Below are 25833 nucleotides of genomic sequence, written 5' to 3'. Positions count from 1 at the left end.
TTATCAGGGCGGGCGGCGATTACTGCGCCAGCCAGGTTTCGATCTGGCGCTGAATGCCGGCGGCGTCCAGCCCCAGATCGGCGCGCAGTTCTTCCTGGGTGCCCTGCGAGACGAAGCTGTCCGGCAGGCCGAGGTTCAGCACCGGCACCGGACGGCGTTTGGCCATCAGCAGTTCGTTGACGCCGCTGCCGGCGCCGCCCATGATGGCGTTCTCTTCCAGCGTGACCAGTGTTTCATGGCTGGCGGCCAGTTCGAGCACCAGCTGCTCGTCCAGCGGTTTGACGAAGCGCATGTCGACCAGCGTGGCGTTGAGCGCTTCCGCCGCTTGCGCGGCCTCCGGCAGCAGGGTGCCGAAGTTGAGAATGGCGATCTTTTCCCCCTGGCGACGCACCACGCCTTTGCCGATCGGCAGCAGGCTGAGCGGCTCCAGCGCCGCGCCGGTGCCGGTGCCGCGCGGATAGCGCACGGCGCTCGGGCCGTCGTTGTAGTGATAGCCGGTATACAGCATCTGGCGGCATTCGTTTTCGTCGCTCGGCGTCATGATCACCATGGTCGGGATGCAGCGCATGAACGACAGATCGAACGCCCCCTGGTGGGTCTGGCCGTCGGCGCCGACGATGCCGCCGCGATCGATGGCGAACATCACCGGCAGGTTTTGGATCGCCACGTCATGGATCAACTGATCGTAGGCGCGTTGCAGGAAGGTGGAGTAGATCGCCACCACCGGCTTGTAGCCGCCGATCGCCAGCCCGGCGGCGAAGGTGACCGCGTGCTGCTCGGCGATCGCCACATCGAAATATTGTTGCGGATAGTCGCGCGAGAACTGCACCATGCCGGAACCTTCGCGCATCGCCGGCGTGATCGCCATCAGTGAGCTGTCTTTGGCGGCGGTTTCACACAGCCAGTCGCCGAAGATTTTCGAATAGGTCGGCAGACCGCCGGCGCTTTTCGGCAGCGTGCCGCTGGCGGGATCGAACTTCGGCACCGCGTGGAAGCTGATCGGATCCTTCTCCGCCGGCGCGTAACCGCGGCCTTTCTTGGTCATGATGTGCAACAGCTGCGGGCCTTTCAGATCGCGCATGTTTTTCAACGTGGCGACCAGGCCCTGTACGTCGTGCCCGTCTACCGGACCGATGTAGTTGAAGCCCAGCTCTTCGAACAGCGTACCCGGCACCACCATGCCTTTCAGGTGCTCTTCGGTGCGTTTCACCAGCTCCTTGATCGGCGGCACGCCGGCCAGCACTTTCTTGCCGCCTTCGCGCAGGGTGGAGTAAAGCTTGCCGGACAGCAGCTGCGCCAGATGGTTGTTCAGCGCGCCGACGTTTTCCGAGATCGACATCTCGTTGTCGTTCAGCACCACCAGCATGTCCGGATTGATGTCACCGGCGTGGTTCATCGCTTCGAACGCCATGCCGGCGGTGATGGCGCCATCGCCGATCACGCACACCGTGCGGCGGCCTTTGCCTTCACGCTCTGCCGCCACCGCCATGCCGAGGCCGGCGCTGATCGAGGTTGACGAATGGCCGACCGACAGCACGTCATATTCGCTTTCGGCGCGCCACGGGAAGGGGTGCAGGCCGTTCTTTTGCCGGATAGTGGCGATCCGATCGCGGCGGCCGGTCAGGATTTTGTGCGGGTAGGCCTGGTGGCCGACGTCCCACACCAGATGATCGAACGGCGTGTTGTAGACGAAATGCAACGCCACCGTCAGTTCGACGGTACCCAGCCCGGAGGCAAAGTGGCCGCTGGAGCGACTGACGCTGTTCAGCAGATATTGCCGCAGCTCATCGCACAGCTTCGGCAAGCTCTCTTTGGGCAGTGAGCGGAGTTCCTCGGGGTTTTCCGCTAGCGCCAGGGTTGGGTATTTGGCTATATCAAGACTCATTCGATACTCATATCAGAGGAGTTAACGTCACACGTTAATTGTCGCGTTCAATAATGAAGCTGGCTAACGCTCGCAATGGCGCTGTGTTATAAGATTGCGCTGCCAAAGTGTCTAATGCAGCTAATGCTTCCTGATAGAGATCCCACGCTTTTGCTTTCGCGCTGTCAAGCCCGAGTAACGCCGGGTAGGTACTCTTTCCGTGTTGTTGGTCCGCTCCCTGGCGCTTGCCGATCTTTTCAGTCTCGCCGACAACGTCCAAAATGTCATCCTGCACCTGGAACGCCAGGCCGACCGCGGCGGCGTAACGATCCAGCTGCGGCAGCGCCGCTCGTCCTGCTTCGCCGGCGCTCAGCGCGCCCAGACGCACCGCGGCGCGGATCAGCGCGCCGGTTTTGTGGCGGTGGATCTGTTCCAGGGCCTGCAGATCGACGCGCTTGCCTTCGGCTTCCAGATCCAGCGATTGGCCGCCGCACATGCCGGCGACGCCGCTGGCTGCCGCCAGTTCGGAGACCATCGCCAGCCGATCGCGCAGCGCCACGTCGGGCATTTCGGCATCGGCCAGGATCGAAAACGCCAGCGTTTGCAGCGCATCGCCGGCCAGGATCGCGTTGGCTTCGCCGAATTTAATGTGGCAGGTCGGCTGGCCGCGGCGCAGATCGTCGTCGTCCATCGCCGGCAGATCGTCGTGGATCAGCGAGTAGGCGTGAATGCATTCCACCGCCGCCGCCGGCGCGTCCAGGTTGGTCAGCGATACGCCGAACATCTGGCCGATGGTGTACACCAGGAACGGGCGCAGGCGCTTGCCGCCCAGTAAGGCGCCATGACGCATCGCCGCCACCATGTTGCCGTCGTTGAACGGCAGCGGGGCGATGAAATCCAGCAGCGCGCGATCGGCGCGCCGGCGGAAAATCTGCAGTTGATCGGCAAAAGCGGCCGATGGGACGATCTCAGACATGTCGGTTACTCGGTATCCGGTGTGAAAGGCGCCAACGCCGCGTCGTCGGCGCTGTCGTTAAGGAGGATCTGCACACGCTGTTCCGCCTGTTGCAGTTTCTGCTGGCCTTGACGCGCCAGCTGCACACCGCGTTCGAACTCGTTCAGCGCGTCTTCCAGCGGCAGTTCGCCTGATTCCAGACGCGTCACGATGCTTTCCAGCTCGCCGAGGGCGCTTTCAAAGCTGGCTGTTTGCTCTGTACTGGCTGATTGTGCTGGTTTTTTCGGCATAATTTTCTTTTTACGTCATCATGTGAACCCTGGCGCCAGAGCCTATCCTAGCGGATCTTGATTAGCAAATCATGGCGCTCATGTGTGGTTTTGTGCGCAGAGCACGGCGATATGGTGATATACTCCGCGCCGTAATTCTTATCTGACAACAAAGACCGCCATGAAGTTTATCATTAAATTGTTCCCGGAAATCACCATCAAGAGCCAATCTGTGCGCTTGCGCTTTATCAAGATTCTCTCGACCAATATTCGCAACGTCCTGAAGCAGTATGATGAAACGCTGGCGGTCGTCCGTCACTGGGATCATATCGAAGTTCGCGCCAAAGATGAAAACCAGCGGCCGGTCATCGCCGACGCGCTGACGCGCATTCCCGGCATCCACCATATTCTGGAAGTGGAAGATCGCGCTTATACCGATATTCACCACATCTTCGAGCAGACGCTGGAAGCCTACCGCGCCCAGCTGGAAGGCAAAACCTTCTGCGTGCGCGTCAAGCGCCGCGGCAAGCAGGCGTTCAACTCGCAGGACGTGGAGCGCTACGTCGGCGGCGGTCTGAACCAGCATATCGACAGCGCGCGCGTTAACCTGACCCGCCCGCAGGTCACGGTAAACCTCGAGATCGAAGACGACAAGCTGATGTTGGTTAAACGCCGCCTCGAAGGCATCGGCGGTTATCCGGTCGGCACTCAGGAAGACGTGATGTCGCTGATTTCCGGCGGTTTCGACTCGGGCGTGTCCAGCTATATGCTGATGCGTCGCGGCTGCCGCGTGCACTTCTGCTTCTTTAACCTGGGCGGCGCCGCGCATGAGATTGGCGTGAAGCAGGTGGCGCACTATCTGTGGAACCGTTTCGCCAGCTCGCACAAGGTGCGCTTCGTCGCCATCGACTTCGAACCGGTGGTGGGCGAGATCCTGGAGAAAGTCGACGACGGCCAGATGGGCGTGGTGCTCAAGCGCATGATGGTGCGCGCCGCTTCGCAAGTGGCCGAACGCTATGGCGTGCAGGCGCTGGTTACCGGTGAAGCGCTGGGGCAGGTGTCCAGCCAGACGCTGACCAACCTGCGCTTGATCGACAATGCGTCCGATACGCTGATCCTGCGTCCGCTGATCTCGCACGATAAAGAGCACATCATCAAACTGGCGCGTGAAATCGGCACCGAGGACTTCGCCAAAACCATGCCGGAATACTGCGGCGTGATTTCGAAGAGCCCGACGGTAAAAGCCGTCAAGGCCAAGATTGAAGAGGAAGAAAGCCACTTCGATTTCAGCATTCTCGATCGGGTGGTGAGCGAGGCGAAGAACGTCGATATTCGCTCCATCGCTGAGCAGGCGCAGGAGCAGGTGACCGAGGTGGAAACCGTCGCAGCCTTCGGCGCCGACGAGGTGATCCTGGATATCCGTTCCAACGACGAACAGGAAGAGAAGCCGCTGCAGCTGGAACAGGTTGAAGTGAAAGCGCTGCCGTTCTACAAGCTGAGCACCCAGTTCGGCGATCTGGATCAGAGCAAAACCTATCTGCTGTACTGCGAGCGCGGCGTGATGAGCCGTCTGCAGGCGCTGTACCTGCTGGAGCAGGGTTTCAGCAACGTGAAGGTTTATCGCCCGTAACGCGGGCCGCGGCGTAAACGAGAGGGGCTGAACCGGTGTTCAGCCCTTTTTTTATCGGCAAGCCGCTCAGTCGCGGAAATCGTACATCCCAGGGATCAGCACCAGCTGCGCGGCGATCTCCGCCGCTTTGGCCTTGCCGAGCAGCAGATCGATCAGCTTCAGCGCAAACTCCATCGCGGTGCCCGGCCCCTGACTGGTGAGCAGGTTGACGCGCGCGTCGTACACCACGCGGCGCTCCATCCATTTATCCGCCGGTATCCGATCTTTCAAACCCGGGAAACCGGTCATGTTGCCGATCGGGAACAGATCGTGGTGCTGCAGCACCAGCGCCGGGGCCGCGCAGATGGCGGCGACGATGTGGCCCTGCAGATGCATCTGCCGCACTTTTTCCACCAGCAGCGGACTGTCGCGGAAGCATTCCGCCCCCTGCAGGCCGCCGGGCAGCACGATGGCGTCGAAAGGCTCATCGACGATCGCCACCAGCGGCGCGTCGGCCAGCAGCTTGACGCCGCGCGAACAAACGATAGTCAGCTCGCCGTCGCCGGCGACGCTGGCGGTAGTGACTTTAACGCCCGCCCGCACCAGCAGATCGATGGTGGTGACGGCTTCGGTTTCTTCGCTACCAGGTGCCAGGCAGACCAGCGCCGATACGCTCATATTCATTTTCCTTTCGTTTAATCAATTCAAACAGCCGCGCATTCTCCGGCAGCGTGAGGCCGTGGCTGCGCGCGCGGCGCAGCAGGTAGCCGGTGATGTAGTCGATCTCGGTATGCCGCTGGCTGCGGATATCCTGCAGCATCGACGAAACGTTGTCGGCGGTGCTGTGGATCACGTCCATCACGTATTGCATCAGGCCTTCGCAGGAGGTGTGGTAACCCTCCATGGCCATCACGCTGGCGACTTCACGACACAGCGTTTCAATCTGCTCCGGGTAGCGCTGCAGATCGCCGTTGCGGCAGCCGTACAGCGCCGTCAGCGGGTTGATCACGCAGTTGACCGCCAGCTTGCGCCAGTTGGCCGAGGCGATGTTGTTATGCCAGGCGACGTCGGGCAGCGCCTGATGCAGCACTTCCGCCAGGTGGCTGAGGTGCTGGGCGGCCGGTGAGGTGGGGCCGATGTGGGTGATGCCGGTGGCGACGTGGATAATGGTGCTGCCTTCGTGGCGCGCGGCGTGGGTGGTGGTGCCCTGCAAGATGGGCTGGCCGTTCGGCGGCAGCTCCTCCTGAGTGCCCATGCCGTTGTGCAGCAGCAAGATGGCGCATCGGGGGCTCAGCTTCGGCAACAGCGCGCTGACCGCGCTGGATACCTGCCAGGCTTTCAGCGTCACCAGCAGCAGCTCGCTTTGCGCGAGGTGCTCCGGATCGTTGGTGGGCAAATTGCGATTAAACGAGACGCCTTCCGGCTCTATCACGTTCACGGCGCAAAAAGGCTGCGGCACTCTTAGCCATCCCTGTACATCGTGGCCCTGCTGATACAGCCGGGAGAGCCACAGTTGTCCGAGCGCGCCGCAACCAAGAATGGTTATTTTCATTCAGTCTCCTTGGAAACACGGGAATACCGCTCAATTACCGTGAATTAACTATAGGCTTTATGGCAGCCTGAAGCGCTATCCCTGCGTGCGTTCAGCAGATTTTGTCTGAGGCGGCAAAGCGGTTATCATGCTCGGCATCAAAATCGCCTAAGCTATTAGGCACTCATTCAGGAGGAAGAAGTATGCCATCTTTCGACATCGTTTCCGAAATTGATATGCAGGAAGTGCGTAACGCCGTTGAGAACGCCACCCGCGATCTCGGCACCCGCTGGGATTTTCGCAACGTGCCGGCCAGCTTTGAGCTAAACGAGAAGAATCAAAGCATCAAGGTTGCCACCGAGTCTGATTTCCAGGTGCAGCAGTTGCTCGACATTCTGCGCGAAAAGCTGAGCAAGCGCAGCATCGACGGCGCCGCGCTGGAGATCCCGGAAGAGTTTACCCACAGCGGTAAAACCTACAGCGTGGAAGCCAAGCTGAAGCAGGGAATTGAAACCAGCGTGGCGAAGAAAATCGTCAAGCTGATCAAAGACAGCAAGCTGAAGGTGCAGGCGCAGATCCAGGGCGAAGAAGTGCGAGTGACCGGCAAGTCACGCGACGATTTGCAGAGCGTAATGGCGCTGGTGCGCGGCGGCGATCTGGGCCAGCCGTTCCAGTTCAAGAACTTCCGCGATTAATCTCGACGGGGCCGGCTTGGCCGCCCCCGATTCTTTACAGCGAATTGACCAGCGCTTCCAACTGACCGCGATTGGTCTGCTTGGTATCCACCTTGACGTAGGCGCTGCGCTCTTCCGGCACCACGATCGCCTCGGCCACGCCGGGCTGCGCCTTCAGGCGGCTTTCCAGCGCCGAATCCTTCACCGCCAGTTCCGACAGCGTAATGCGCAGGCTGCTGACATACGGCGGCTCTTTCATGGTGCTGCTGACCAGGAACCAGACGGCGGCCAATACCGCGCCGGCGATAAACACCAAGCCTGCCCCCTGCAAACCGTACAGCCAGCCGCCAAGGCTGCCGCCGATCGCCACGCCGATAAACTGGCTGGTGGAGTACACCCCCATCGCGGTGCCCTTGTAGCCGGCCGGCGATTCTTTGCTGATCAGCGAAGGCAGGATGGCTTCCATCACGTTGAAGGCCATAAAGAACAGCTGCACGCCGGCGATGATGCCCCATAGATGAGCGCCGGAGAGCCACAGCAGCACTTCGGCGCAGAACAGCACCGCCACGCAGCCCATAAATACCTGCTTCATGCGGCGATATTTCTCGGCATAGATAATGAACGGCACCACGGCGGCGAACGACACCAGCATGGTCACCAGGTAGACGATCCAGTGTTCGCTGGCCGCCAGCCCGGCTTTTTCCATCGCCAGCGGCAGCGCCACGAAACTCGACATCAGCAGAATGTGCAGACACATGATGCCGAAGTTGAGTTTCAACAGGCGCGAGTTGCTCAGCACTTTGCGGAAGCTGCCGCGCACGATGCTGGACTCGCGGTTCAGCAGATGGGTGTCGGCGGAAGGCACCACCGCCAGGGTGATGACGATGCCGGCCAGCGCCAGCACGGCGATCATCCAGAACAGCGCGTGCAGGCCGAAGGCGTGGGTGATGATAGGGCCCAGAACCATGGCGATGGCGAAGGTGATGCCGAAGCTGACGCCGATAAACGCCATCGCCTTGGTGCGGTTCTGCTCGCGGGTCAGATCGGAGAGCAGTGCCATCACCGCGGCGGCGATGGCGCCGGAGCCCTGCAATGCGCGGCCGAGGATCACGCCCCAAATAGAGTCGGTGACGGCGGCGATCACGCTGCCGAGGGCAAAGATCAGCAGGCCGCCGACGATCAGCGGCTTACGGCCGATGCGATCGGACACCAGGCCGAACGGGATCTGAAATACCGCCTGCGCCAGGCCGTAAATGCCGATGGCGATGCCGATCAGCGCTTCGCTGGCGCCGTTGAGCGCCATGCCGTAGGTGGTCAACACCGGCAATACCATAAACATGCCGAGCATGCGCAGGGAGAATACGGTGCCCAATCCCCAGGTGGCGCGGCGCTCCTGCGGGGTCATTGAATTATCGTTCACGTCAAACCTCGGTAAAAACCATGCCATCAGACGTTGAGACAGCGCCTGATGGCATGATTTCTGTAAAGCTGCGTCATTTTAGTGTGCAGGGCAGGGGGGGTAAATCGAATGTTGTTTAACAGATATTACAGTTTGGCCGCTTTTCGGCGTGACAAATAAAATGGGCCGCATACGCGGCCCATTAACAGATGATTTGGCTTACCAAACGTAGGTCACCAGCGCTTCAGGCGCCGCCGTGGCGCTGAAGTCGATCGACATCATCACGCTCAGCGAGGTGATGGCGACGATGGAGAACACGAACAGTTTACGCGCCCAGACGCTGTCGTTTTCGGTTTTGTAACCGCGCAGCGCCATGCCCAGCCACCATACGCTCACCGCCGCAGCGACGATCAGGTATTTGTAGCCGGCGTAGCCCACCAGGGTCAGCATCAGCGTGGCGATCATAAACGCCAGGATGTAGACCGTGATGTGGTTCTTGGCGACGGAAATGCCTTTCACCACCGGCAGCACCGGAATGTTGGCCGCCTGGTAATCTTTAAAGCGGAAGATAGCGATCGCATAAGAATGCGGCATCTGCCACAGGCTAAAGATAGCCAGCAGGATCAACGCGCCGGCGTCGAACTCGTTGGTGACCGCGCAGTAACCGATAACCGGCGGCGCGGCGCCCGACAAGCTGCCGATCAGCGTGCCGTAGACCGAGTGGCGCTTCATGTACAGGCTATAAACGCCGACATAAACCACGAAGCCCATCACCGCCAGCCACATGGCCAGCGGGTTGGCCGCGATATACAGCAACGCGAAGCCCACAATACCCAACGCGGTCGCATAAACCAGGGTGACACTCGGCGCGATCAGGCCTTTTACCAGCACCCGATTCTTCGTTCTCTCCATCTTCTTGTCGATGTCGCGGTCGATGTAGTTGTTAAACACACAGCCCGACGCGACCACCAACGAGACACCCACCAGGGTGGCGAGAAACAGGGGATAGTCGATGCTCCCTTTGGAAGCGAGCAGGAATCCCCCAACGACAGAAATTAAATTGCCGAAAATAATTCCTGGTTTAGTGACTTGCAGGTATTGCTTAATCATCACGTGCAGCTCAGCTCTTAATCGACCATCATATTGATGTTGAGGTTGTACATAATCCAGAGTGAACCTACAACAACGATACCGATGATCATAGCGGTGAACAGCAATGCCACCAGGTTCCAGCGCTCTTCCGATGAGGTGTTCATGTGCAGGAAGTAAACCAGGTGAACAATCACCTGGATAACCGCCATACCGACAACAACCGCCAGGATGGTGGAATGAGAGGCAGTGCCGTTCATTACCATCGCAAATGGAATTACCGTCAGGATGATCGACAGGATAAAGCCGATCAGGTATGACTTCACGCTGCCGTGGCTTGCGCCGCCGTGAGAGGTTTCATGGGATGAATGGCTCATTACATAACCCCCAGCAGGTAGACAACGGTAAATACGCAGATCCAGACCACGTCCAGGAAGTGCCAGAACAGGCTCAGGCACATCAGGCGGGTTTTGTTGGTCGCGGTCAGGCCGAACTTGCTTACCTGAATCATCAGCACGATGATCCAAATCAGGCCGGAAGTCACGTGCAGACCGTGGGTGCCGACCAGCGCGAAGAAGCTGGACAGGAACGCGCTGCGATCCGGACCGAAGCCTTCGGCGATCAGGTGATGGAATTCATAGATTTCCATCGCCACGAAGCCCAGACCAAACAGGAAGGTCAGGAACAACCAGGTGTTTACACCGCCAACTTTACCCTTGTTCATGGCGATCATCGCCATGCCGTAGGTGATGGAGCTGAATAACAGCAGGAAAGTTTCGACCAGGACAAACTTCAGGTCGAAGATGTCTTTGCCGGTAGGACCGCCCGCGGTCCCGTTCACCAGGACTGCATAAGTCGCGAACAAGCTCGCAAACAAAATACAGTCGCTCATCAGGTAGATCCAGAATCCGAAGACCTTGGTCTCACCCGCGTCGTGGTGCCCATGCTCTGCATGGGCTGCGTTATGATTGGTCAGAGTTTCAGTTGACATGGTTCACGCCTGCTTTACGGATTTGTTCGTAGTGTTGGTTCTCAATGCGCTCGATTTCATCAACCTGCACATAGTAGTCAACATCGTGATCGAAGCTCTTGCCGATCCAGACAACGATCATACCGATGAAGCCAGCCAGAGCCATCCACCAGATTTCCCAAATCATTGCGAAACCGAATACCAGGCTGAAGAAGGCGATGATAACGCCGGCGCCGGTGTTCTTAGGCATATGAATCGGTTCGTATTTAGCCGGTTTCTTATAGGCTTCACCTTTTTCTTTCATGTCCCAGAACTCGTCACGGTCATGAATCTGCGGTACTACGGCAAAGTTATAGAACGGCGGTGGAGACGAAGTTGACCACTCCAGAGTACGAGCACCCCATGGGTCACCGGTCAGATCGCGGTTCTGTTCGCGGTCACGGATACTGACGAAGATCTGGGTCAGCTGGCACAGGATGCCGCAGGCGATCAGCGCCGCACCGCCGGCTGCAACCAGCAGCAGAGGGTGGAACTCAGGGTTGATGTTCTGGCTGATACGACGGGTCATACCCATAAAGCCCAATGCGTACAGCGGCATGAAGGCGGTGAAGAAGCCGATGATCCAGAACCAGAACGCGCGGATGCCCCATTTTTCGTTCAGCGTGAAGCCGAAGGATTTCGGGAACCAGTAGGTCAGGCCCGCGAAGCAACCGAACACCACGCCGCCGATGATGACGTTGTGGAAGTGCGCGATCAGGAACAGGCTGTTGTGCAGCACGAAGTTCGCGCCCGGCACCGCCAGCAGAACGCCGGTCATACCACCCACGGAGAAGGTGATGATGAAGCCAACGGTCCACAGCATTGCGGAGTTGAGCTTGATGCGGCCCTGATACATGGTGAACAGCCAGTTGAAGATTTTCACCCCGGTCGGGATGGAAATGATCATGGTGGCAATACCGAAGAAGGCGTTAACGTTCGCGCCGGACCCCATGGTGAAGAAGTGGTGCAGCCAGACGATGAACGACAGAATGGTGATCGCGATGGTTGCCCATACCAGTGAGGTATAGCCGAACAGGCGTTTTCTGGAGAAGGTCGCGGTGACTTCGGAGAACACGCCGAATACCGGCAGAACCAGAATGTACACCTCTGGGTGACCCCAGGCCCAAATCAGGTTGATGTACATCATCATGTTGCCGCCCATATCATTGGTGAAGAAATGGGTGCCCAGATAGCGATCCAGGGTCAGCAGCGCGATGGTGACGGTCAGAATTGGGAAAGAAACGATGATCAGGACGTTGGTACACAGCGCCGCCCAGGTGAACACCGGCATCTTCATCATAGGCATGCCAGGGGCACGCATCTTCAGAATGGTGGCGAAGAAGTTCACGCCGGTCAGCAGGGTACCCAGACCGGAAATCTGCAGACTCCAGATCCAGTAATCGACCCCGACGCCAGGACTGTACTCTTTACCCGACAGCGGCGGATACGCCAGCCAACCAGTCTGAGCGAATTCACCGACCCCCAGGGAGATGTTGATCAGCACAACGCCCACCACGAAGAACCAGAAGCTCAGGGAGTTCAGGAACGGGAAGGCAACGTCGCGCGCGCCGATTTGCAGCGGCACCACGACGTTCATCAGGCCAACCACGAAAGGCATCGCCATGAAGAAGATCATGATAACGCCGTGCGCGGTGAAGATCTGGTCGTAGTGGTGCGGCGGCAGGAACCCGGCTTCGCCGGCGGACGCCAACGCCTGCTGGCTACGCATCATGATGGCGTCGGCGAAGCCGCGCAGCAGCATGACCATCGCCACGATGATGTACATGATACCAATTTTTTTATGGTCGACCGAAGTCAGCCATTCGCTCCACAGCCACTTCCATTTGCCGAAATAGGTCAGCAGCGCCAGCACTGCCAGGCCCCCGACGATAATTGCGGCTACGGTGACCATGATGATCGGTTCGTGGTACGGAACCGCATCAAGTGTTAATTTTCCCAACATCAGTTATTCCTCGGCTCCGGCGTGAGCAGCATGTTCACCCATGTCCATACCTTGGCTCATGTCCATGCCTTCGTGCGCGCCAGCGCCCTTGTGCATATCCATGTCGCCCATGAATTTGGCAATTGTTTCTTTGAACAAATTCGGTTTGACAGCGGCAAAGTACTCGACCGGGTTGTTTTCACTCGGCTCTGCCAGTTTGTTAAAGTCGTCGGTGGTGTTCAGGTTTTTAGGCGATGCCTTCACCTTGGCCACCCACTGATCGAAGTCGCCTTCGGTCGGGGTAACGATCGCGGTGAATTTCATACCGGAGAAGCCTGCTCCGCTGTAACTGCTGGAGATGCCCTTGTAGGCACCGGCTTCGTTGCCGATCAGGTGCAGTTTGGTCTGCATGCCGGCCATCGCATAAATCTGTCCACCCAACTGCGGGATAAAGAACGAGTTCATTACCGAGTTAGAGGTGATCTTGAATTCGACTGGAACATCTTTCGGGAAAGCCAGCTCATTAACGGTCGCAATGCCTTGTTCAGGGTAGATGAACAGCCATTTCCAGTCGAGCGACACCACTTCGATCGTCATCGGCTTCTTGTCGGTGACAATCGGCTTGAACGGGTCGAGTTCGTGGGTGGTCTTCCAGGTAATGGTGCCAAGGATGGCGATGATAATGATAGGAATGGTCCAGACGACCGCTTCGATCTTGTTGGAGTGGGCCCAGTTCGGACTGTACTTGGCGTCTTTGTTGGAAGCGCGATACTTCCAGGCAAAGGCGAACGCCATGAAGATAACTGGCACCACCACGATCAACATCAACGCGATTGCAGTGATAATCAGTGTCCGTTGCTCAACACCAATTGCTCCTTTGGGATTCATCAAAACCATATCGCAGCCACTGAGCAATACAGTGCCTGCAATTAATGACAGCATCCCAATACTTTTATTGTATTTCTTAAGTCTCATCTAACGACCTCAATAACAAAGGCTCAATTGTCGTTTCATGTGTGCGGGCATTTTACGGGAAGGTTGCAGTACTGTAAACATGCTTAAGGGAGTGTCAGCGGCTTGTTGACACTTTCTGTTAAGGGGGTCACAGATGTAACCCTGCGTGACAATTTACCAATGACAACAACGCGTTGGCACGCTGAATCGTGACGAGCAGTCCGTATGTTAAGGAAAACTAAAGGTATGATGAATCTGGCGAAGAAATGCGCGGCGGGGAAATACGCAGAAAAGGTTTATTTAATGTAAAATAATTGTGTCTTAAAGGTGAATTTAATTTTATTTCCGAGCGCCGCAGTCGGATAAAAAAATAATTTTCTCGCTGATTATCTTTTTTTAACGAAATAAATACATCCCCGGATCGCTTTTTTTTTCGGCCGGCAAAATCGCCGGCCGGTCGGGTTACGCCAAACGAGCGCGGCGCAGCGCCAGATAATCCAGCATGCTGCCCATCGCGACGCCGAGCAGGCTCAATGCGGTGCCGATCTGCAGCAGCCGGTCGGCCAACAGCGGCGCCTGCGTCCAGTCGAGCGCATTGGCGATCAGCAGCAGCAGCCACACCCCCAGCAGCGAGCAGCCCAGCGTCAGCAGGTGCAGCGCCCAGCGGTAAAACCCTGAAAACTCGGTGCGCGGCATAAAGTCGCCATGCTGCTGGGTGTGTTCCAGCGTTTGGCGGCAGACGCCGAGCAGCAGCAAGCCGGGCAGGGCGGCGGCGATCGAGAACAGGTAGAACAGCGGCCAGCCGTGAGCTTCGACGAACCAGCCGGCGATCGGGCCGACATAAACGCGGCCCACGGCGGACAGCGCCGACAGCAGCGCGAACTGAGTGGCGGAGAACGACCGGTTGCACAGCGTCATCAGCAGCGCGACGAAGGCCGCGGTGCCCATGCCGCCGCACAGGTTTTCGAGGAAAATGGCGCTGCCCATGGTGAGCAGGCTCTTGTCGGTCACCGCCAGGATCCAATAGCCGAGATTGGAGACCGCCTGCAGGACGCCGAACAGCATCAGGGCGCGGAACAGGGTGAGACGCTGCATCAGCACGCCGCCGAACAGAGCGCCGACGATGGTGGCGAACAGGCCGAGGGTCTTGTTCACCAGCCCCACTTCACCGGCGTCGAACCCCACGCCGCGGATCAGGAAGGTAGTGCTCAGGCTGCCGGCGAAGGCGTCGCCCATTTTGTACATCACGATCAGCAGCAGGATCAGCCAGGCGTTGTTGCGGCCAAAGAAATCGCGCAGCGGCGCGACGACCGCCTGTTCCATGGTGCGCGGCGCCGGGATGCTTTCATCCGGTTCCGGCGCCATCAGCGTGGCGGCCACGCCGATCAGCATCAACCCGGCCATCAGCCAGTAGGTGGCTTGCCAGCCGAAATAGCGATCCGCCAGCCACAGCGCCAGGCCGCCGGAAACCAGCATCGCCAGCCGATAACCCAGCACCGATATTGCCGCGCCCGCGCCGCGTTCTTCGGCTTTCAGCAGGTCGGTTTTATAGGCGTCGAACACGATGTCTTGCGAGGCGGAGCAGAACGCCACCAGCACCGCCAACGCCGCCAGCCACCACAGGTGCTGCGCGGGCTGCATAAAGCCCATCGCCACGATCGCCGCCACCAGCAGCAGCTGGCTGATCAGCAGCCAACCGCGCCGCCGCCCGAGGAACGGCGGGGTATAGCGATCCATGAAGGGCGACCAGAGGAATTTGAAGACGTAGGCCTGGCCCACCAGCGAGAAGATGCCGATGGTTTTCAGATCGATGTTTTCGACAGTCATCCAGGCTTGCAGCGTGCCGGAGGTCAATGCCAGCGGCAGACCCGACGCGAAGCCCAGCAGCAGCAGAATGGCGGAGTTACGCTGGGTGAAGATGTTCAGATAGTGTTTCGACATGAGTTCCCTGTCTGCGCCGCCCGATCCGCCGGGCGGCGCCAGGCGCGCCGATTAGCGCGCGTTTTGCTTGATAAAGTCGTTGACGCTGGTGTCCTGCGCCATGTCGGCGATCACGTCGCCCAGCACGGAGTTGACGGCGTCGGTGATCTTGTCGTTGGTCGCCGTGAAGGCACCCTGCACGTTATAGGTCGAGCGGTAGTTTTTCACCTGCTTGTTGCCGTTCTTCGCCTGGGCGATGATCGAGATGTCGGCTTTGGTGGTGATGTTGTAGCGCAGGTTGCCTTCGGATACGTCCGCGTACAGATTATTGACGACCACCTGCAGCGCGACCGGGCCGTCGGCGCCAATCATGTAACCGCGGGCGCCCATTTGTTTCTCCAGCACTTCCTGCAGCAGGAAACGCAGATCGCGCGACGGCGTCAGCGTGACCAGTTGGCCGTCGCGGTTCACCTTGGCCAGCGCCTGATCGGTGCGCTGATCCGCGCCGTTGATGCTGATGGTGATGCCCTGCAGGGTAGGATCCTGCTGCGGCAGAACGATTTTCGGCGTGACGTTCAGGGTGTTGCTGCTGGTCGCACAGCCGGCCAGCAGCAAGGCGGCCAGCAAAGGAAGACAAAGTTTCTTTAACATGTTTTCTGTCTCATTCTCGATGGATTTAGCAATAATCAGAGCGGGATAGCCGACAACGAATTGCCGACATCATAGCATCGCCGCCGTGCGGTGGAAGCGCGGAAGGCGCCTGAGTGACAAATTTTTACCTGCCGTTGATAAAAACACGCTTTTTTGGCTCGCTCAATCGGATAATCCCCCAAGTGGCGGGGATGACGCTCATCCTCTGACCGCAGAAAAGAGAAATTTGTCCAGGCGATGGTCTAAACGGGGGAAAACCGGCTAATATTGAACTAGATGGGCACGGTCCTCTGCCGGTGTTGTAAGGAGATCCTATGATTCGCGAGCAAATAGAAGCAAAGTTAAGGGCGGCGTTTGAGCCCGCGTATCTGGAAGTCGTTGATGAAAGCTATCGTCATAACGTTCCGGCGGGTTCAGAAAGTCATTTCAAAGTGGTATTGGTCAGCGATCGCTTCGTCGGCGAACGGTTTTTGACGCGTCACCGCTCCATCTACGGGGTATTGTCGGAAGAGTTGGCCGATGGCGTACACGCGCTGGCGCTGCACACCTATACGCTCAAAGAGTGGGAAGGGTTGCAGGATACCGTGCCGGCCTCGCCGCCGTGCCGCGGCGCCGGGACGCTGGCCTGAGGGGGAAATTTTCAGGTATCAGTGGAACTTTGCCCTCGAATTAGGGTATTACTACTGACGAATTTTGAAACGGCCTGCGGGCCGTTTCTGTTTTTGACGACGACACGGCCGATGCGCAATATGGCCAATGTTCGGTCTGTTTTGGCGGCCTTTTGGCGATTGAATCGACAAAAGTGTGATTTTTAGCGCGCCTGTGCCGCCTAGCTTTCCTCGACTCGCCATGCATGCGCCGCTATAATGTCGCGTCTTATTTTTCCGGAATGGTTTCGGGACGCTTCTGTCATCAGGGAACTCGGTTCTTATTGTAGCCGTCCTGGTTCTTGGAACGGAGTTGACCGAGCACTGTGATTTTTTTGAGGTAACAAGATGCAAGTTTCAGTAGAAACCACTCAAGGCCTTGGGCGCCGTCTCTCTATTACTGTACCGGCTGATACTATCAAGCAGGCGGTGAAGAAAGAGCTGATCAACGCAGCGAAAAGCGTGCGTATCGACGGCTTCCGCAAAGGCAAAGTGCCGATGAACATCGTGGAACAGCGTTACGGCGCCTCTGTTCGTCAGGACGTGCTGGGCGAAGCGATGCAGCGCAGCTTCGTTGACGCGATCATCAAAGAAAAGATTAATCCGGCCGGCGCGCCAAACTACGTGCCGGGCGAGTACAAAGAAGGTGAAGACTTCACTTTCGCCGTTGAATTCGAAGTGTATCCGGAAGTTGAGCTGAAAGGCCTGGAAAACATCGAAGTTGAAAAACCCGTAGTTGAAGTGAACGACGAAGACGTCGACGCGATGCTGGACACTCTGCGCAAGCAGCAGGCGACCTGGAAAGAAACCGATCGCGCGGCGGAAGCTGAAGATCGCGTGACCGTTGACTTCACCGGTTCTATCGACGGTGAAGAGTTCGAAGGCGGCAAAGCGTCCGACTTCGTGCTGGCAATGGGCCAGGGCCGCATGATCCCAGGCTTCGAAGAAGGTCTGGTCGGTCACAAAGCGGGCGAAGAGTTCTCCATCGACGTGAACTTCCCGGAAGACTACCACGCGGAAAACCTGAAGGGCAAAGCGGCCAAATTCGCTATCGTGCTGAAGAAAGTTGAAGAGCGCGAGCTGCCGGAACTGACCGAAGAGTTCATCAAGCGTTTCGGCGTAGCGGACGGTTCCGTTGCCGGCCTGCGCACCGAAGTTCGCAAGAACATGGAGCGCGAGCTGAAAGGCGCCGTGCGTAACCGCATCAAGTCTCAGGCGATCGAAGGCCTGGTGAGCGCGAACGAAATCGACGTGCCTGCTGCGCTGATCGACGGCGAAATCGACGTGCTGCGTCGTCAGGCTGCACAGCGTTTCGGCGGCAACGAGAAGCAAGCGCTGGAACTGCCACGCGAGCTGTTCGAAGAGCAAGCCAAACGCCGCGTAGTGGTTGGCCTGCTGCTGGGCGAAGTGATCAGCACCAACGACCTGAAAGCTGACGAAGATCGCGTGAAGACGCTGATCGAAGAAATGGCCTCCGCCTACGAAGATCCGAACGAAGTCATCGAGTTCTACAGCAAAAACAAAGAGCTGATGAACAACATGCGCAACGTGGCTCTGGAAGAGCAAGCGGTTGAAGCCCTGCTGGCAAAAGCGAAAGTGACTGAAAAAGCCACTACCTTCAGCGAGCTGATGAACCAAACTCAACAGGCGTAATGCCTGCGTGCCGGGTGCGATGAACGGCGCCCCCGGTTTCGCCTGGCGAACCGGCGCACGATGAAAAAGCCCGCAACCTCAGGTTGCGGGCTTTTCTTTTTGCCACGTTGCTGATTAATCTCAGGTTAAGCGGGGCAATATGCACTATATTTACCCTGTTGCTTGGGGAACTGGCTGGCATGATAACGGTCAGAATAACGGCATCGTTTCCGGCGCGCGGAGAAAATCGGCCTCTGGGCTTGAAATCGCGCCGGGCTCCCCCAATCTGTAAAGAATAATTCTGGGGCTGTTTGCCAAAGTGCGCGGGATGAAATAACCGTCGGGTACGTGTGGCGCGGGTCGAATGCTTGAGCATAGTCATCATGGCCGTTCTCAAGTAGAATCGGCGTATTAGGGTGACACCCTGGCCGCCAAGGCAATTTCTATTAGGAGACGGTAATGTCATACAGTGGCGAACGAGATCAATTTGCACCGAACATGGCGCTGGTGCCGATGGTGGTAGAGCAGACTTCACGCGGGGAGCGTTCTTACGACATCTATTCCCGCCTGCTGAAAGAGCGCATCATTTTCCTGACCGGCCAGGTGGAAGATCACATGGCCAACCTGATCGTGGCGCAAATGCTGTTCCTCGAAGCGGAAAGCCCGGAAAAAGACATTTTCCTCTACATCAACTCGCCGGGCGGGGTGATCACCGCGGGCATGTCGATTTACGACACCATGAAGTTCATCAAGCCGGACGTCAGCACCATCTGTATGGGGCAGGCGTGCTCGATGGGCTCCTTCCTGCTGACCGCGGGCGCCAAAGGCAAACGTTTCTGCTTGCCGAACTCGCGTGTGATGATTCACCAGCCGCTGGGCGGCTACCAGGGCCAGGCGACGGACATCGAAATCCACGCGCGTGAAATCCTCAAGGTGAAAGCGCGCATGAATGAACTGATGGCCGAGCATACCGGCCAGCCGCTGGAGCAGATCGAGCGCGATACCGAGCGCGATCGCTTTATGACCGCGGAAGAAGCCGTGGAATACGGCCTGGTTGACGGCATTCTGACACACCGCAGCTAGAACCACGCGGCGCCGATGGACTATAGTAATCAGAGTGGGCAGGGGCTCGCTCTGTTGTAGCCCCCCGGCGTTCCCGATATGAGTTTGGGCGCACTGCCGCCGTGATTTTCCTGCGGGACAAGACTAAAGAAGAGGTTTGACTGATGACAGATAAGCGCAAAGACGGTTCAGGAAAGCTGCTGTACTGCTCTTTTTGCGGCAAAAGCCAGCATGAAGTGCGTAAGCTGATTGCCGGGCCGTCAGTGTATATCTGCGATGAATGTGTCGATCTGTGTAACGACATTATTCGCGAAGAGATTAAAGAAGTTGCCCCGCATCGTGAGCGCAGTGCGCTGCCGACGCCGCACGAAATCCGCCACCACCTGGATGACTACGTCATCGGTCAGGAGCAGGCGAAGAAAGTGTTGGCGGTTGCGGTGTACAACCACTACAAACGCCTGCGCAACGGCGATACCAGCAACGGTATCGAGTTGGGCAAGAGCAACATCTTGCTGATTGGCCCGACCGGTAGCGGCAAGACCCTGCTGGCGGAAACGCTGGCGCGCTTCCTGGACGTGCCGTTCACCATGGCCGACGCCACCACGCTGACCGAAGCCGGTTACGTGGGCGAGGACGTGGAAAATATTATCCAGAAGCTGTTGCAAAAATGTGACTATGACGTGCAGAAAGCGCAGCGCGGCATCGTTTATATCGATGAAATCGATAAGATTTCCCGCAAGTCCGACAACCCGTCTATCACGCGTGACGTTTCGGGTGAAGGCGTGCAGCAGGCGCTGCTGAAGCTGATTGAAGGCACCATCGCCGCGGTTCCGCCGCAGGGCGGGCGCAAGCATCCGCAGCAGGAGTTCCTGCAGGTCGATACCTCCAAGATCCTGTTTATCTGCGGCGGCGCATTTGCCGGCCTGGATAAGGTGATCGGTCAGCGCGTCAACACCGGCTCTGGCATCGGCTTCGGCGCGACCGTCAAGGGCGAGTCCGAGAAAGCCACCGAAGGCGAACTGTTGCTGCAGGCCGAACCGGAAGATTTGATCAAGTTCGGTCTGATCCCTGAGTTCATCGGCCGTCTGCCGGTGGTGGCGACCCTGAGCGAGCTGAGCGAAGACGCGCTGATTCAGATCCTGAAAGAGCCGAAGAACGCTCTGACCAAGCAGTATCAGGCGCTGTTCAACCTGGAAGGCGTGGAGCTGGAGTTCCGTGACGAAGCGCTGAACGCCATCGCCAAGAAAGCCATGGCGCGCAAAACCGGCGCCCGCGGCCTGCGTTCCATCGTGGAAGGCGCGCTGCTCGATACCATGTACGATCTGCCGTCGATGGACAGCGTGGACAAAGTGGTGATCGACGAGTCGGTGATCGCCGGTCAATCCAAACCGCTGCTGATTTACGGCAAGCCGGAAGCCCAGGCGTCTGGCGAATAATTAGCCAGTTAAACCAGCGCGTTATCAGCAAAATGGGGGATTTCATCCCCCATTTCTTTTTCCTGCATTCTTGCCGTTGAATGTAAGAGATTCATCCCCATATACTCATTAACCAGATTTTATGAAACGTTAGATGCTTGCGTCTCATGAGATTCCCCCTCAACCTGGCGGAAATTAAACTAAGAGAGAGCTCTATGAACCCTGAGCGTTCCGAACGCATTGAAATCCCCGTTTTGCCATTGCGCGACGTGGTGGTTTATCCGCACATGGTGATCCCGTTATTTGTTGGCCGGGAAAAATCGATTCGGTGCCTCGAAGCCGCAATGGATCACGATAAGAAGATCATGCTGGTGGCACAGAAAGAGGCCTCAACGGATGAACCTGGCATTAACGACTTGTTCTCGGTTGGCACCGTAGCGTCGATCCTGCAGATGCTGAAGCTGCCGGACGGCACGGTAAAAGTGCTGGTCGAGGGGCTGCAGCGCGCACGCATCACTACGCTGTCCGACAGCGGTGAGCATTTTGCCGCGCAGGCGGAATACCTTGAATCGCCGGCTATCGACGAGCGCGAGCAGGAAGTGCTGGTGCGCACCGCGATCAATCAGTTTGAAGGCTATATCAAACTGAACAAAAAAATCCCGCCGGAGGTGCTGACGTCACTGAACAGCATCGACGACGCCGCGCGCCTGGCGGACACCATCGCCGCCCACATGCCGCTGAAACTCAGCGACAAACAGTCGGTGCTCGAGATGTCCGACATCACCGAGCGTCTGGAATACCTGATGGCGATGATGGAGTCGGAGATCGACCTGCTGCAGGTTGAGAAACGCATCCGCAACCGCGTCAAGAAGCAGATGGAGAAGAGCCAGCGCGAGTACTATCTGAATGAGCAGATGAAGGCGATTCAGAAAGAACTGGGCGAAATGGACGACGCGCCGGACGAGCACGAAGCGCTGAAGCGCAAGATCGATGCGGCGAAAATGCCGAAAGAGGCGCGCGAGAAAACCGAAGCGGAACTGCAAAAGCTGAAGATGATGTCGCCGATGTCGGCGGAAGCGACCGTGGTGCGCGGCTACATCGACTGGATGCTGCAGGTACCGTGGAACGCGCGCAGCAAGGTGAAAAAAGACCTGGTCAAGGCGCAGGAAGTGCTCGATACCGATCACTACGGCCTGGAGCGCGTCAAGGATCGCATCCTCGAGTACCTCGCGGTGCAGAGCCGCGTCAGCAAAATCAAAGGGCCTATCCTGTGTCTGGTTGGGCCGCCGGGCGTGGGTAAAACCTCGCTGGGGCAGTCGATCGCCAAAGCGACCGGGCGCCAGTACGTGCGCATGGCGTTGGGCGGCGTGCGTGACGAAGCGGAAATCCGCGGTCACCGCCGTACCTACATCGGATCGATGCCGGGCAAACTGATCCAGAAAATGGCCAAGGTGGGGGTGAAGAACCCGCTGTTCCTGCTGGATGAGATCGACAAGATGTCTTCCGACATGCGCGGCGATCCGGCTTCCGCTCTGCTGGAGGTGCTGGATCCGGAACAGAACGTGGCGTTCAACGACCACTACCTGGAAGTGGATTACGATCTGTCCGACGTGATGTTCGTCGCCACCTCCAACTCGATGAACATCCCTGCGCCGCTGCTGGACCGTATGGAAGTGATCCGTCTGTCGGGTTATACCGAGGACGAAAAGCTCAACATCGCCAAACAGCACCTGCTGCCGAAGCAGCTTGAGCGCAACGCGCTGAAAAAAGGCGAGCTGACGGTCGACGACAGCGCCATCATCGGCATCATTCGCTTCTACACCCGCGAAGCCGGGGTGCGCAGCCTGGAGCGTGAAATCTCCAAACTGTGCCGTAAAGCGGTGAAAACGCTGCTGATGGACAAGAAGCGCAAGCACATCGAGATCAACGGCGACAACCTGAAGGACTACCTGGGCGTGCAGCGCGTCGATTACGGCCGTGCGGATACCGAAAACCGCGTGGGCGAAGTCACCGGGCTGGCATGGACGGAAGTGGGCGGCGATCTGCTGACCATCGAAACCGCCTGCGTGCCGGGCAAAGGCAAGCTGACTTACACCGGTTCTCTGGGTGAAGTGATGCAGGAATCGATTCAGGCGGCGCTGACCGTGGTGCGCGCGCGCGCGGAGAAATTGGGCATCAACGCCGATTTCTACGAGAAGCGCGACATCCACGTGCACGTGCCGGAAGGGGCGACGCCGAAAGACGGCCCGAGCGCCGGTATCGCGATGTGCACTGCGCTGGTCTCCTGCCTGACCGGCAACCCGGTACGCGCCGATGTGGCGATGACCGGCGAGATCACGCTGCGCGGCCAGGTGTTGCCGATCGGTGGCCTGAAAGAGAAGCTGTTGGCGGCGCATCGCGGCGGCATCAAAACCGTGCTGATCCCTTACGAGAACAAGCGCGATCTGGAAGAGATCCCGGACAATGTTATCGCCGATCTGGAGATTCATCCGGTGCAGCGAATCGATGAAGTTTTGAACATTGCGTTGCAAAACCCGGCCTTCGGCGCACTGCCGGTAGCGGCAAAATAGTGACGAATCGCAAAAACCATTGATAAAACTTATACTGGCAAGCCATTTCGGACTTGCCAGTATTTTTTTGTACCGCTAAGTTAGATCTCTGTCGGCCCACGTTTTGCCACGCAGTCGGTGGCTTGCCAAGGTTCGATGGGATTGATATAACAGCTGCGCTGTCGCAACCGTAGGGATTTTTCGGTGCGACGATAGAATTCTAGAGGGGATGATAGAGTGAATAAGTCACAACTGATCGACAAGATTGCCGCAGGTGCTGATATTTCCAAAGCGGCAGCTGGACGTGCTTTAGACGCAGTAATCGCTTCCGTTACCGACTCTCTGAAAGCTGGGGATGACGTGGCTCTGGTTGGTTTCGGTTCCTTCACCGTGCGTGAACGTTCGGCTCGTACCGGCCGTAACCCGCAAACCGGTAAAGAAATCAAGATCGCGGCAGCCAAAGTGCCGGCCTTCCGTGCAGGGAAAGCGCTGAAAGACGCTGTAAACTGATTTGGCGTCTAACCGTTTAGCGTAACAGGGTTTTGTAATAAACAATCACCTGACGCAGCGGTGCTGGTAAGGTAAGATACAAGGCGCATCGGACTGATGCGCTTTTTTTATTTTTGTCGCAGGGAACGCGCCTGCACAAGGGTTGTTAATCCACATCACAGCGGAGTGTTGTCACACTATGATGGACAATTTACGCGCGGCTGCCAATCACGTCGTGCTCAAAATCATCCTGGCCCTGATCATCCTGTCATTCGTCCTGACCGGGGTGGGTAACTACCTGATCGGCGGCTCCGGCGATTATGCTGCGAAAGTAAATGGTCAGACGATCGAACGCGCTCAGCTGGAACAGGCTTTCCAAAGCGAGCGTAGCCGCATGCAGCAGCAGCTGGGTGACCAGTTCTCTGCGCTGGCCGGCAACGAAGGCTACATGCAGCAGATGCGCCGTCAGGTGTTGTCCCAGTTGATCGACAACATGCTGCTCGACCAATACGCCAAGAAGCTGGGCCTGGCGGTCAGCGACGATCAGATCAAGGACGCCATCCGCAAGGCGCCTTATTTCCAAACCAACGGCCAGTTCGATAACGCCAAGTACCTCGACCTGATCGGCCGTATGGGCTACACCGCCGACAACTTCGCGCAGTCGATGCGCCAGCAGCTGGTCAATCAGCAGCTGATCCAGGCCTTCGGCGAATCCGGCTTCGTGCTGCCGTCCGAATCGCAAGCCATGGCGGCGTTGGTGCTGCAGGAGCGCGACGTGCGTCTGGCGACTATCGATCTGAAGGCGCTGCAGGCGAAACAGAGCGCCGGCGACGACGAACTGAAGGCGTATTACGATCAGAACAAGAACAGCTTCATCGCCCCGGAGCAGGTGAAGGTGAGCTATATCCCGCTGGACGCCGCGTCCATGCAGGACAAGGTGAAAGTGAGCGAAGAGGACATCAGCGCTTACTACGACCAGCACAAGAGCAGCTACGGCCAGCCGGAGCGTAAAAACTACAGCGTGATCCAGCTGAAAACCGAGGCGGAAGCCAATGCGGCGCTGGACGAGCTGAAGAAGGGCGCCGATTTCGCCACGCTGGCGAAAGAGAAATCCACCGACATCATTTCACGCCGTACCGGCGGCGAACTGGGTTGGCTGGAGCCGGAAACCACCGCCGACGAGCTGAAGCAGGCTAACCTGACTGAAAAAGGGCAGCTGTCCGGCGTGGTGAAATCTTCCGTCGGCTACCTGATCGTGCGTTTGAACGACATCGAACCAGAGAAACTGAAGCCGCTGAGCGAAGTGCATGACGCTATCGCCAAGCAGGTGAAGCAGGAGAAAGCGGTAGATGCGTATTACGCGCTGCAGCAGAAGGTGAGCGAAGCGGCGACCAGCGACAATGAATCCCTGGCCTCGGCTGAAGAAGCGGCCGGTGTGAAAGCGGCGCAAACCGACTGGTTCACCCGCGACAACATCCCTGCGGCGCTGAACTTCAAGCCGGTGGTGCAGGCGATCTTCGACGGTTCGCTGATCGGCGAGAACGGCGCGCCGGGCAGTAACTCCGATGTGATCACCGTAGACGGCGACCGCGCCTTCGTGGTGCGCGTGAGCGGCCACAAGCCGGAAGGCATCGAGCCGTTCGACCAGGTAAAAGACCGCGTGGCGGATCTGGTGAAGCGCAACAAGGCGGTGCAGGAAGCGAAACTGCAGGGCGAGAAGCTGCTGGTTGAGCTGAAGCAGGGCAAGGGCGACGAGGCGATGAAAGCCGCCGGCCTGAGCTTTGGCGCCGTGCAGAAGATGGCGCGCGCGCCGGAAGACAGCCAGCTGGTGGAGAGCGTGTTCGCGCTGCCGCACCCGCAGGACGGCAAACCGGTGTACGGCATGTCGCAGGATCGCCAGGACAACGTGGTGCTGATCGCACTCGATGCGGTGAAGCCAGGCACGCTGCCGGAAGACGAAATGAAAACCTTCGTCGGCAAGATGGAAGAGGGCGCGACCGGCGTTTCCTTCGATTCGCTGCTGTCGAGCCTGCGTAAAGAAGCCAAAATTAAAATGGGCGCCGCTGAGCAACAGCCGCAGTAATCGCCGCATTTTTCTGCAACGCAGTGCAACAAACAAAGGCCGCTTTCGCGGCCTTTTCCACATCTGATATCCGCCGATTGCTGAATATCC

Annotated in this window: 22 protein-coding genes; 9 read left to right on the top strand and 13 right to left on the bottom strand. The window is 58.1% G+C overall.

All coding sequences use genetic code 11. From position 1 onward, the window contains the following. Nucleotides 1–19 precede the first annotated feature (19 nt). Genes dxs through xseB form a run of 3 tightly spaced genes read right to left on the bottom strand, consistent with a single transcriptional unit; the run spans nucleotide 20 to nucleotide 3109 of the window. Nucleotides 20–1885 (bottom strand): 1-deoxy-D-xylulose-5-phosphate synthase, encoded by a 1866-nt coding sequence (gene dxs, locus IMX17_RS13400; RefSeq protein WP_031300022.1) that lies wholly within the window; start codon nucleotides 1883–1885, stop codon nucleotides 20–22. A 34-nt stretch (nucleotides 1886–1919) separates the two neighbouring features. Further along, on the bottom strand, nucleotides 1920–2840 hold the full coding sequence (ispA, locus tag IMX17_RS13395; protein ID WP_182265030.1) for a (2E,6E)-farnesyl diphosphate synthase: 921 nt from the start codon (nucleotides 2838–2840) through the stop codon (nucleotides 1920–1922). 5 nt (nucleotides 2841–2845) lie between these two features. Then, complete coding sequence (gene xseB, locus IMX17_RS13390; RefSeq protein ID WP_033642062.1) at nucleotides 2846–3109, bottom strand: exodeoxyribonuclease VII small subunit; 264 nt, start codon at nucleotides 3107–3109, stop codon at nucleotides 2846–2848. 160 nt (nucleotides 3110–3269) lie between these two features. Between xseB and thiI the strand changes: the two genes are divergently transcribed. Then, on the top strand, nucleotides 3270–4718 hold the full coding sequence (thiI, locus tag IMX17_RS13385; protein ID WP_033642063.1) for a tRNA uracil 4-sulfurtransferase ThiI: 1449 nt from the start codon (nucleotides 3270–3272) through the stop codon (nucleotides 4716–4718). Between the two features lie 66 nt (nucleotides 4719–4784). Here thiI and yajL read toward each other — a convergent pair whose 3' ends face one another. Together yajL and panE are read right to left on the bottom strand one after the other, a co-directional pair. Further along, nucleotides 4785–5375, bottom strand: coding sequence for a protein deglycase YajL (gene yajL / locus IMX17_RS13380; protein ID WP_033642064.1), 591 nt, complete (start codon nucleotides 5373–5375; stop codon nucleotides 4785–4787). Further along, entirely contained in the window at nucleotides 5338–6249 is a 912-nt protein-coding gene (gene panE, locus IMX17_RS13375; RefSeq protein WP_046897532.1) for a 2-dehydropantoate 2-reductase, read from the bottom strand. Before panE ends, yajL begins: the two co-directional genes overlap by 38 nt. Nucleotides 6250–6431: 182 nt before the next feature. On the opposite strand from panE, the gene IMX17_RS13370 reads away from it, so the two are divergent. Beyond that, the gene (locus IMX17_RS13370; RefSeq protein WP_004940373.1) at nucleotides 6432–6923 is read left to right on the top strand and encodes a YajQ family cyclic di-GMP-binding protein; all 492 of its coding nucleotides are present in this window, start codon (nucleotides 6432–6434) and stop codon (nucleotides 6921–6923) included. 34 nt (nucleotides 6924–6957) lie between these two features. Here IMX17_RS13370 and IMX17_RS13365 read toward each other — a convergent pair whose 3' ends face one another. The 8 genes from IMX17_RS13365 to IMX17_RS13330 all read right to left on the bottom strand — a co-directional run bounded on the left by IMX17_RS13365 (nucleotide 6958) and on the right by IMX17_RS13330 (nucleotide 15866). Next, nucleotides 6958–8322 carry an MFS transporter gene (locus IMX17_RS13365; protein ID WP_028128216.1) on the bottom strand — a complete coding sequence of 455 codons (1365 nt, stop codon included), beginning with the start codon at nucleotides 8320–8322 and terminating at the stop codon, nucleotides 6958–6960. A 198-nt stretch (nucleotides 8323–8520) separates the two neighbouring features. Then, nucleotides 8521–9411, bottom strand: a complete 891-nt coding sequence (gene cyoE, locus IMX17_RS13360; protein WP_025301761.1) for a heme o synthase — start codon at nucleotides 9409–9411, stop codon at nucleotides 8521–8523. Nucleotides 9412–9428: 17 nt separating this feature from the next. Continuing rightward, a complete protein-coding gene (locus tag IMX17_RS13355) occupies nucleotides 9429–9767 on the bottom strand; it encodes a cytochrome o ubiquinol oxidase subunit IV (protein ID WP_004940369.1) in 339 nt (112 codons plus the stop codon). Then, nucleotides 9767–10381, bottom strand: coding sequence for a cytochrome o ubiquinol oxidase subunit III (locus IMX17_RS13350; RefSeq protein WP_046897531.1), 615 nt, complete (start codon nucleotides 10379–10381; stop codon nucleotides 9767–9769). Before IMX17_RS13350 ends, IMX17_RS13355 begins: the two co-directional genes overlap by 1 nt. Then, nucleotides 10371–12362, bottom strand: a complete 1992-nt coding sequence (cyoB, locus tag IMX17_RS13345) for a cytochrome o ubiquinol oxidase subunit I (protein ID WP_046897530.1) — start codon at nucleotides 12360–12362, stop codon at nucleotides 10371–10373. Before cyoB ends, IMX17_RS13350 begins: the two co-directional genes overlap by 11 nt. 3 nt (nucleotides 12363–12365) lie before the next feature. Next, nucleotides 12366–13316 carry a cytochrome o ubiquinol oxidase subunit II gene (gene cyoA, locus IMX17_RS13340; RefSeq protein WP_033642069.1) on the bottom strand — a complete coding sequence of 317 codons (951 nt, stop codon included), beginning with the start codon at nucleotides 13314–13316 and terminating at the stop codon, nucleotides 12366–12368. 441 nt (nucleotides 13317–13757) lie between these two features. Next, complete coding sequence (gene ampG, locus IMX17_RS13335) at nucleotides 13758–15236, bottom strand: muropeptide MFS transporter AmpG (RefSeq protein WP_182265029.1); 1479 nt, start codon at nucleotides 15234–15236, stop codon at nucleotides 13758–13760. Nucleotides 15237–15287: 51 nt separating this feature from the next. Continuing rightward, the gene (locus IMX17_RS13330) at nucleotides 15288–15866 is read right to left on the bottom strand and encodes a lipoprotein (protein WP_042783787.1); all 579 of its coding nucleotides are present in this window, start codon (nucleotides 15864–15866) and stop codon (nucleotides 15288–15290) included. A 314-nt stretch (nucleotides 15867–16180) separates the two neighbouring features. On the opposite strand from IMX17_RS13330, the gene bolA reads away from it, so the two are divergent. From bolA to ppiD, 7 genes are all read left to right on the top strand, one after another. Next, a complete protein-coding gene (gene bolA, locus IMX17_RS13325; protein WP_004940361.1) occupies nucleotides 16181–16495 on the top strand; it encodes a transcriptional regulator BolA in 315 nt (104 codons plus the stop codon). Nucleotides 16496–16861: 366 nt separating this feature from the next. Next, the gene (tig, locus tag IMX17_RS13320) at nucleotides 16862–18166 is read left to right on the top strand and encodes a trigger factor (RefSeq protein ID WP_182265028.1); all 1305 of its coding nucleotides are present in this window, start codon (nucleotides 16862–16864) and stop codon (nucleotides 18164–18166) included. A gap of 438 nt (nucleotides 18167–18604) precedes the next feature. Then, nucleotides 18605–19228, top strand: coding sequence for an ATP-dependent Clp endopeptidase proteolytic subunit ClpP (gene clpP, locus IMX17_RS13315; RefSeq protein WP_016928858.1), 624 nt, complete (start codon nucleotides 18605–18607; stop codon nucleotides 19226–19228). A 143-nt stretch (nucleotides 19229–19371) separates the two neighbouring features. Beyond that, the gene (gene clpX, locus IMX17_RS13310; RefSeq protein WP_004940354.1) at nucleotides 19372–20643 is read left to right on the top strand and encodes an ATP-dependent protease ATP-binding subunit ClpX; all 1272 of its coding nucleotides are present in this window, start codon (nucleotides 19372–19374) and stop codon (nucleotides 20641–20643) included. Nucleotides 20644–20837: 194 nt separating this feature from the next. Continuing rightward, nucleotides 20838–23192, top strand: coding sequence for an endopeptidase La (gene lon / locus IMX17_RS13305; RefSeq protein ID WP_019454189.1), 2355 nt, complete (start codon nucleotides 20838–20840; stop codon nucleotides 23190–23192). A gap of 216 nt (nucleotides 23193–23408) precedes the next feature. Further along, the gene (gene hupB, locus IMX17_RS13300) at nucleotides 23409–23681 is read left to right on the top strand and encodes a nucleoid-associated protein HU-beta (RefSeq protein ID WP_004940351.1); all 273 of its coding nucleotides are present in this window, start codon (nucleotides 23409–23411) and stop codon (nucleotides 23679–23681) included. Nucleotides 23682–23859: 178 nt separating this feature from the next. Beyond that, complete coding sequence (gene ppiD, locus IMX17_RS13295; protein WP_182265027.1) at nucleotides 23860–25743, top strand: peptidylprolyl isomerase; 1884 nt, start codon at nucleotides 23860–23862, stop codon at nucleotides 25741–25743. Nucleotides 25744–25833: the final 90 nt, after the last annotated feature.

Source organism: Serratia sp. X3, assembly GCF_014982455.1.
Taxonomy (GTDB): Bacteria; Pseudomonadota; Gammaproteobacteria; order Enterobacterales; family Enterobacteriaceae; genus Serratia; species Serratia ureilytica.
Note: the sequence above shows the minus strand (reverse complement) of the source record. Positions and strands in the feature narration are given on the sequence as shown.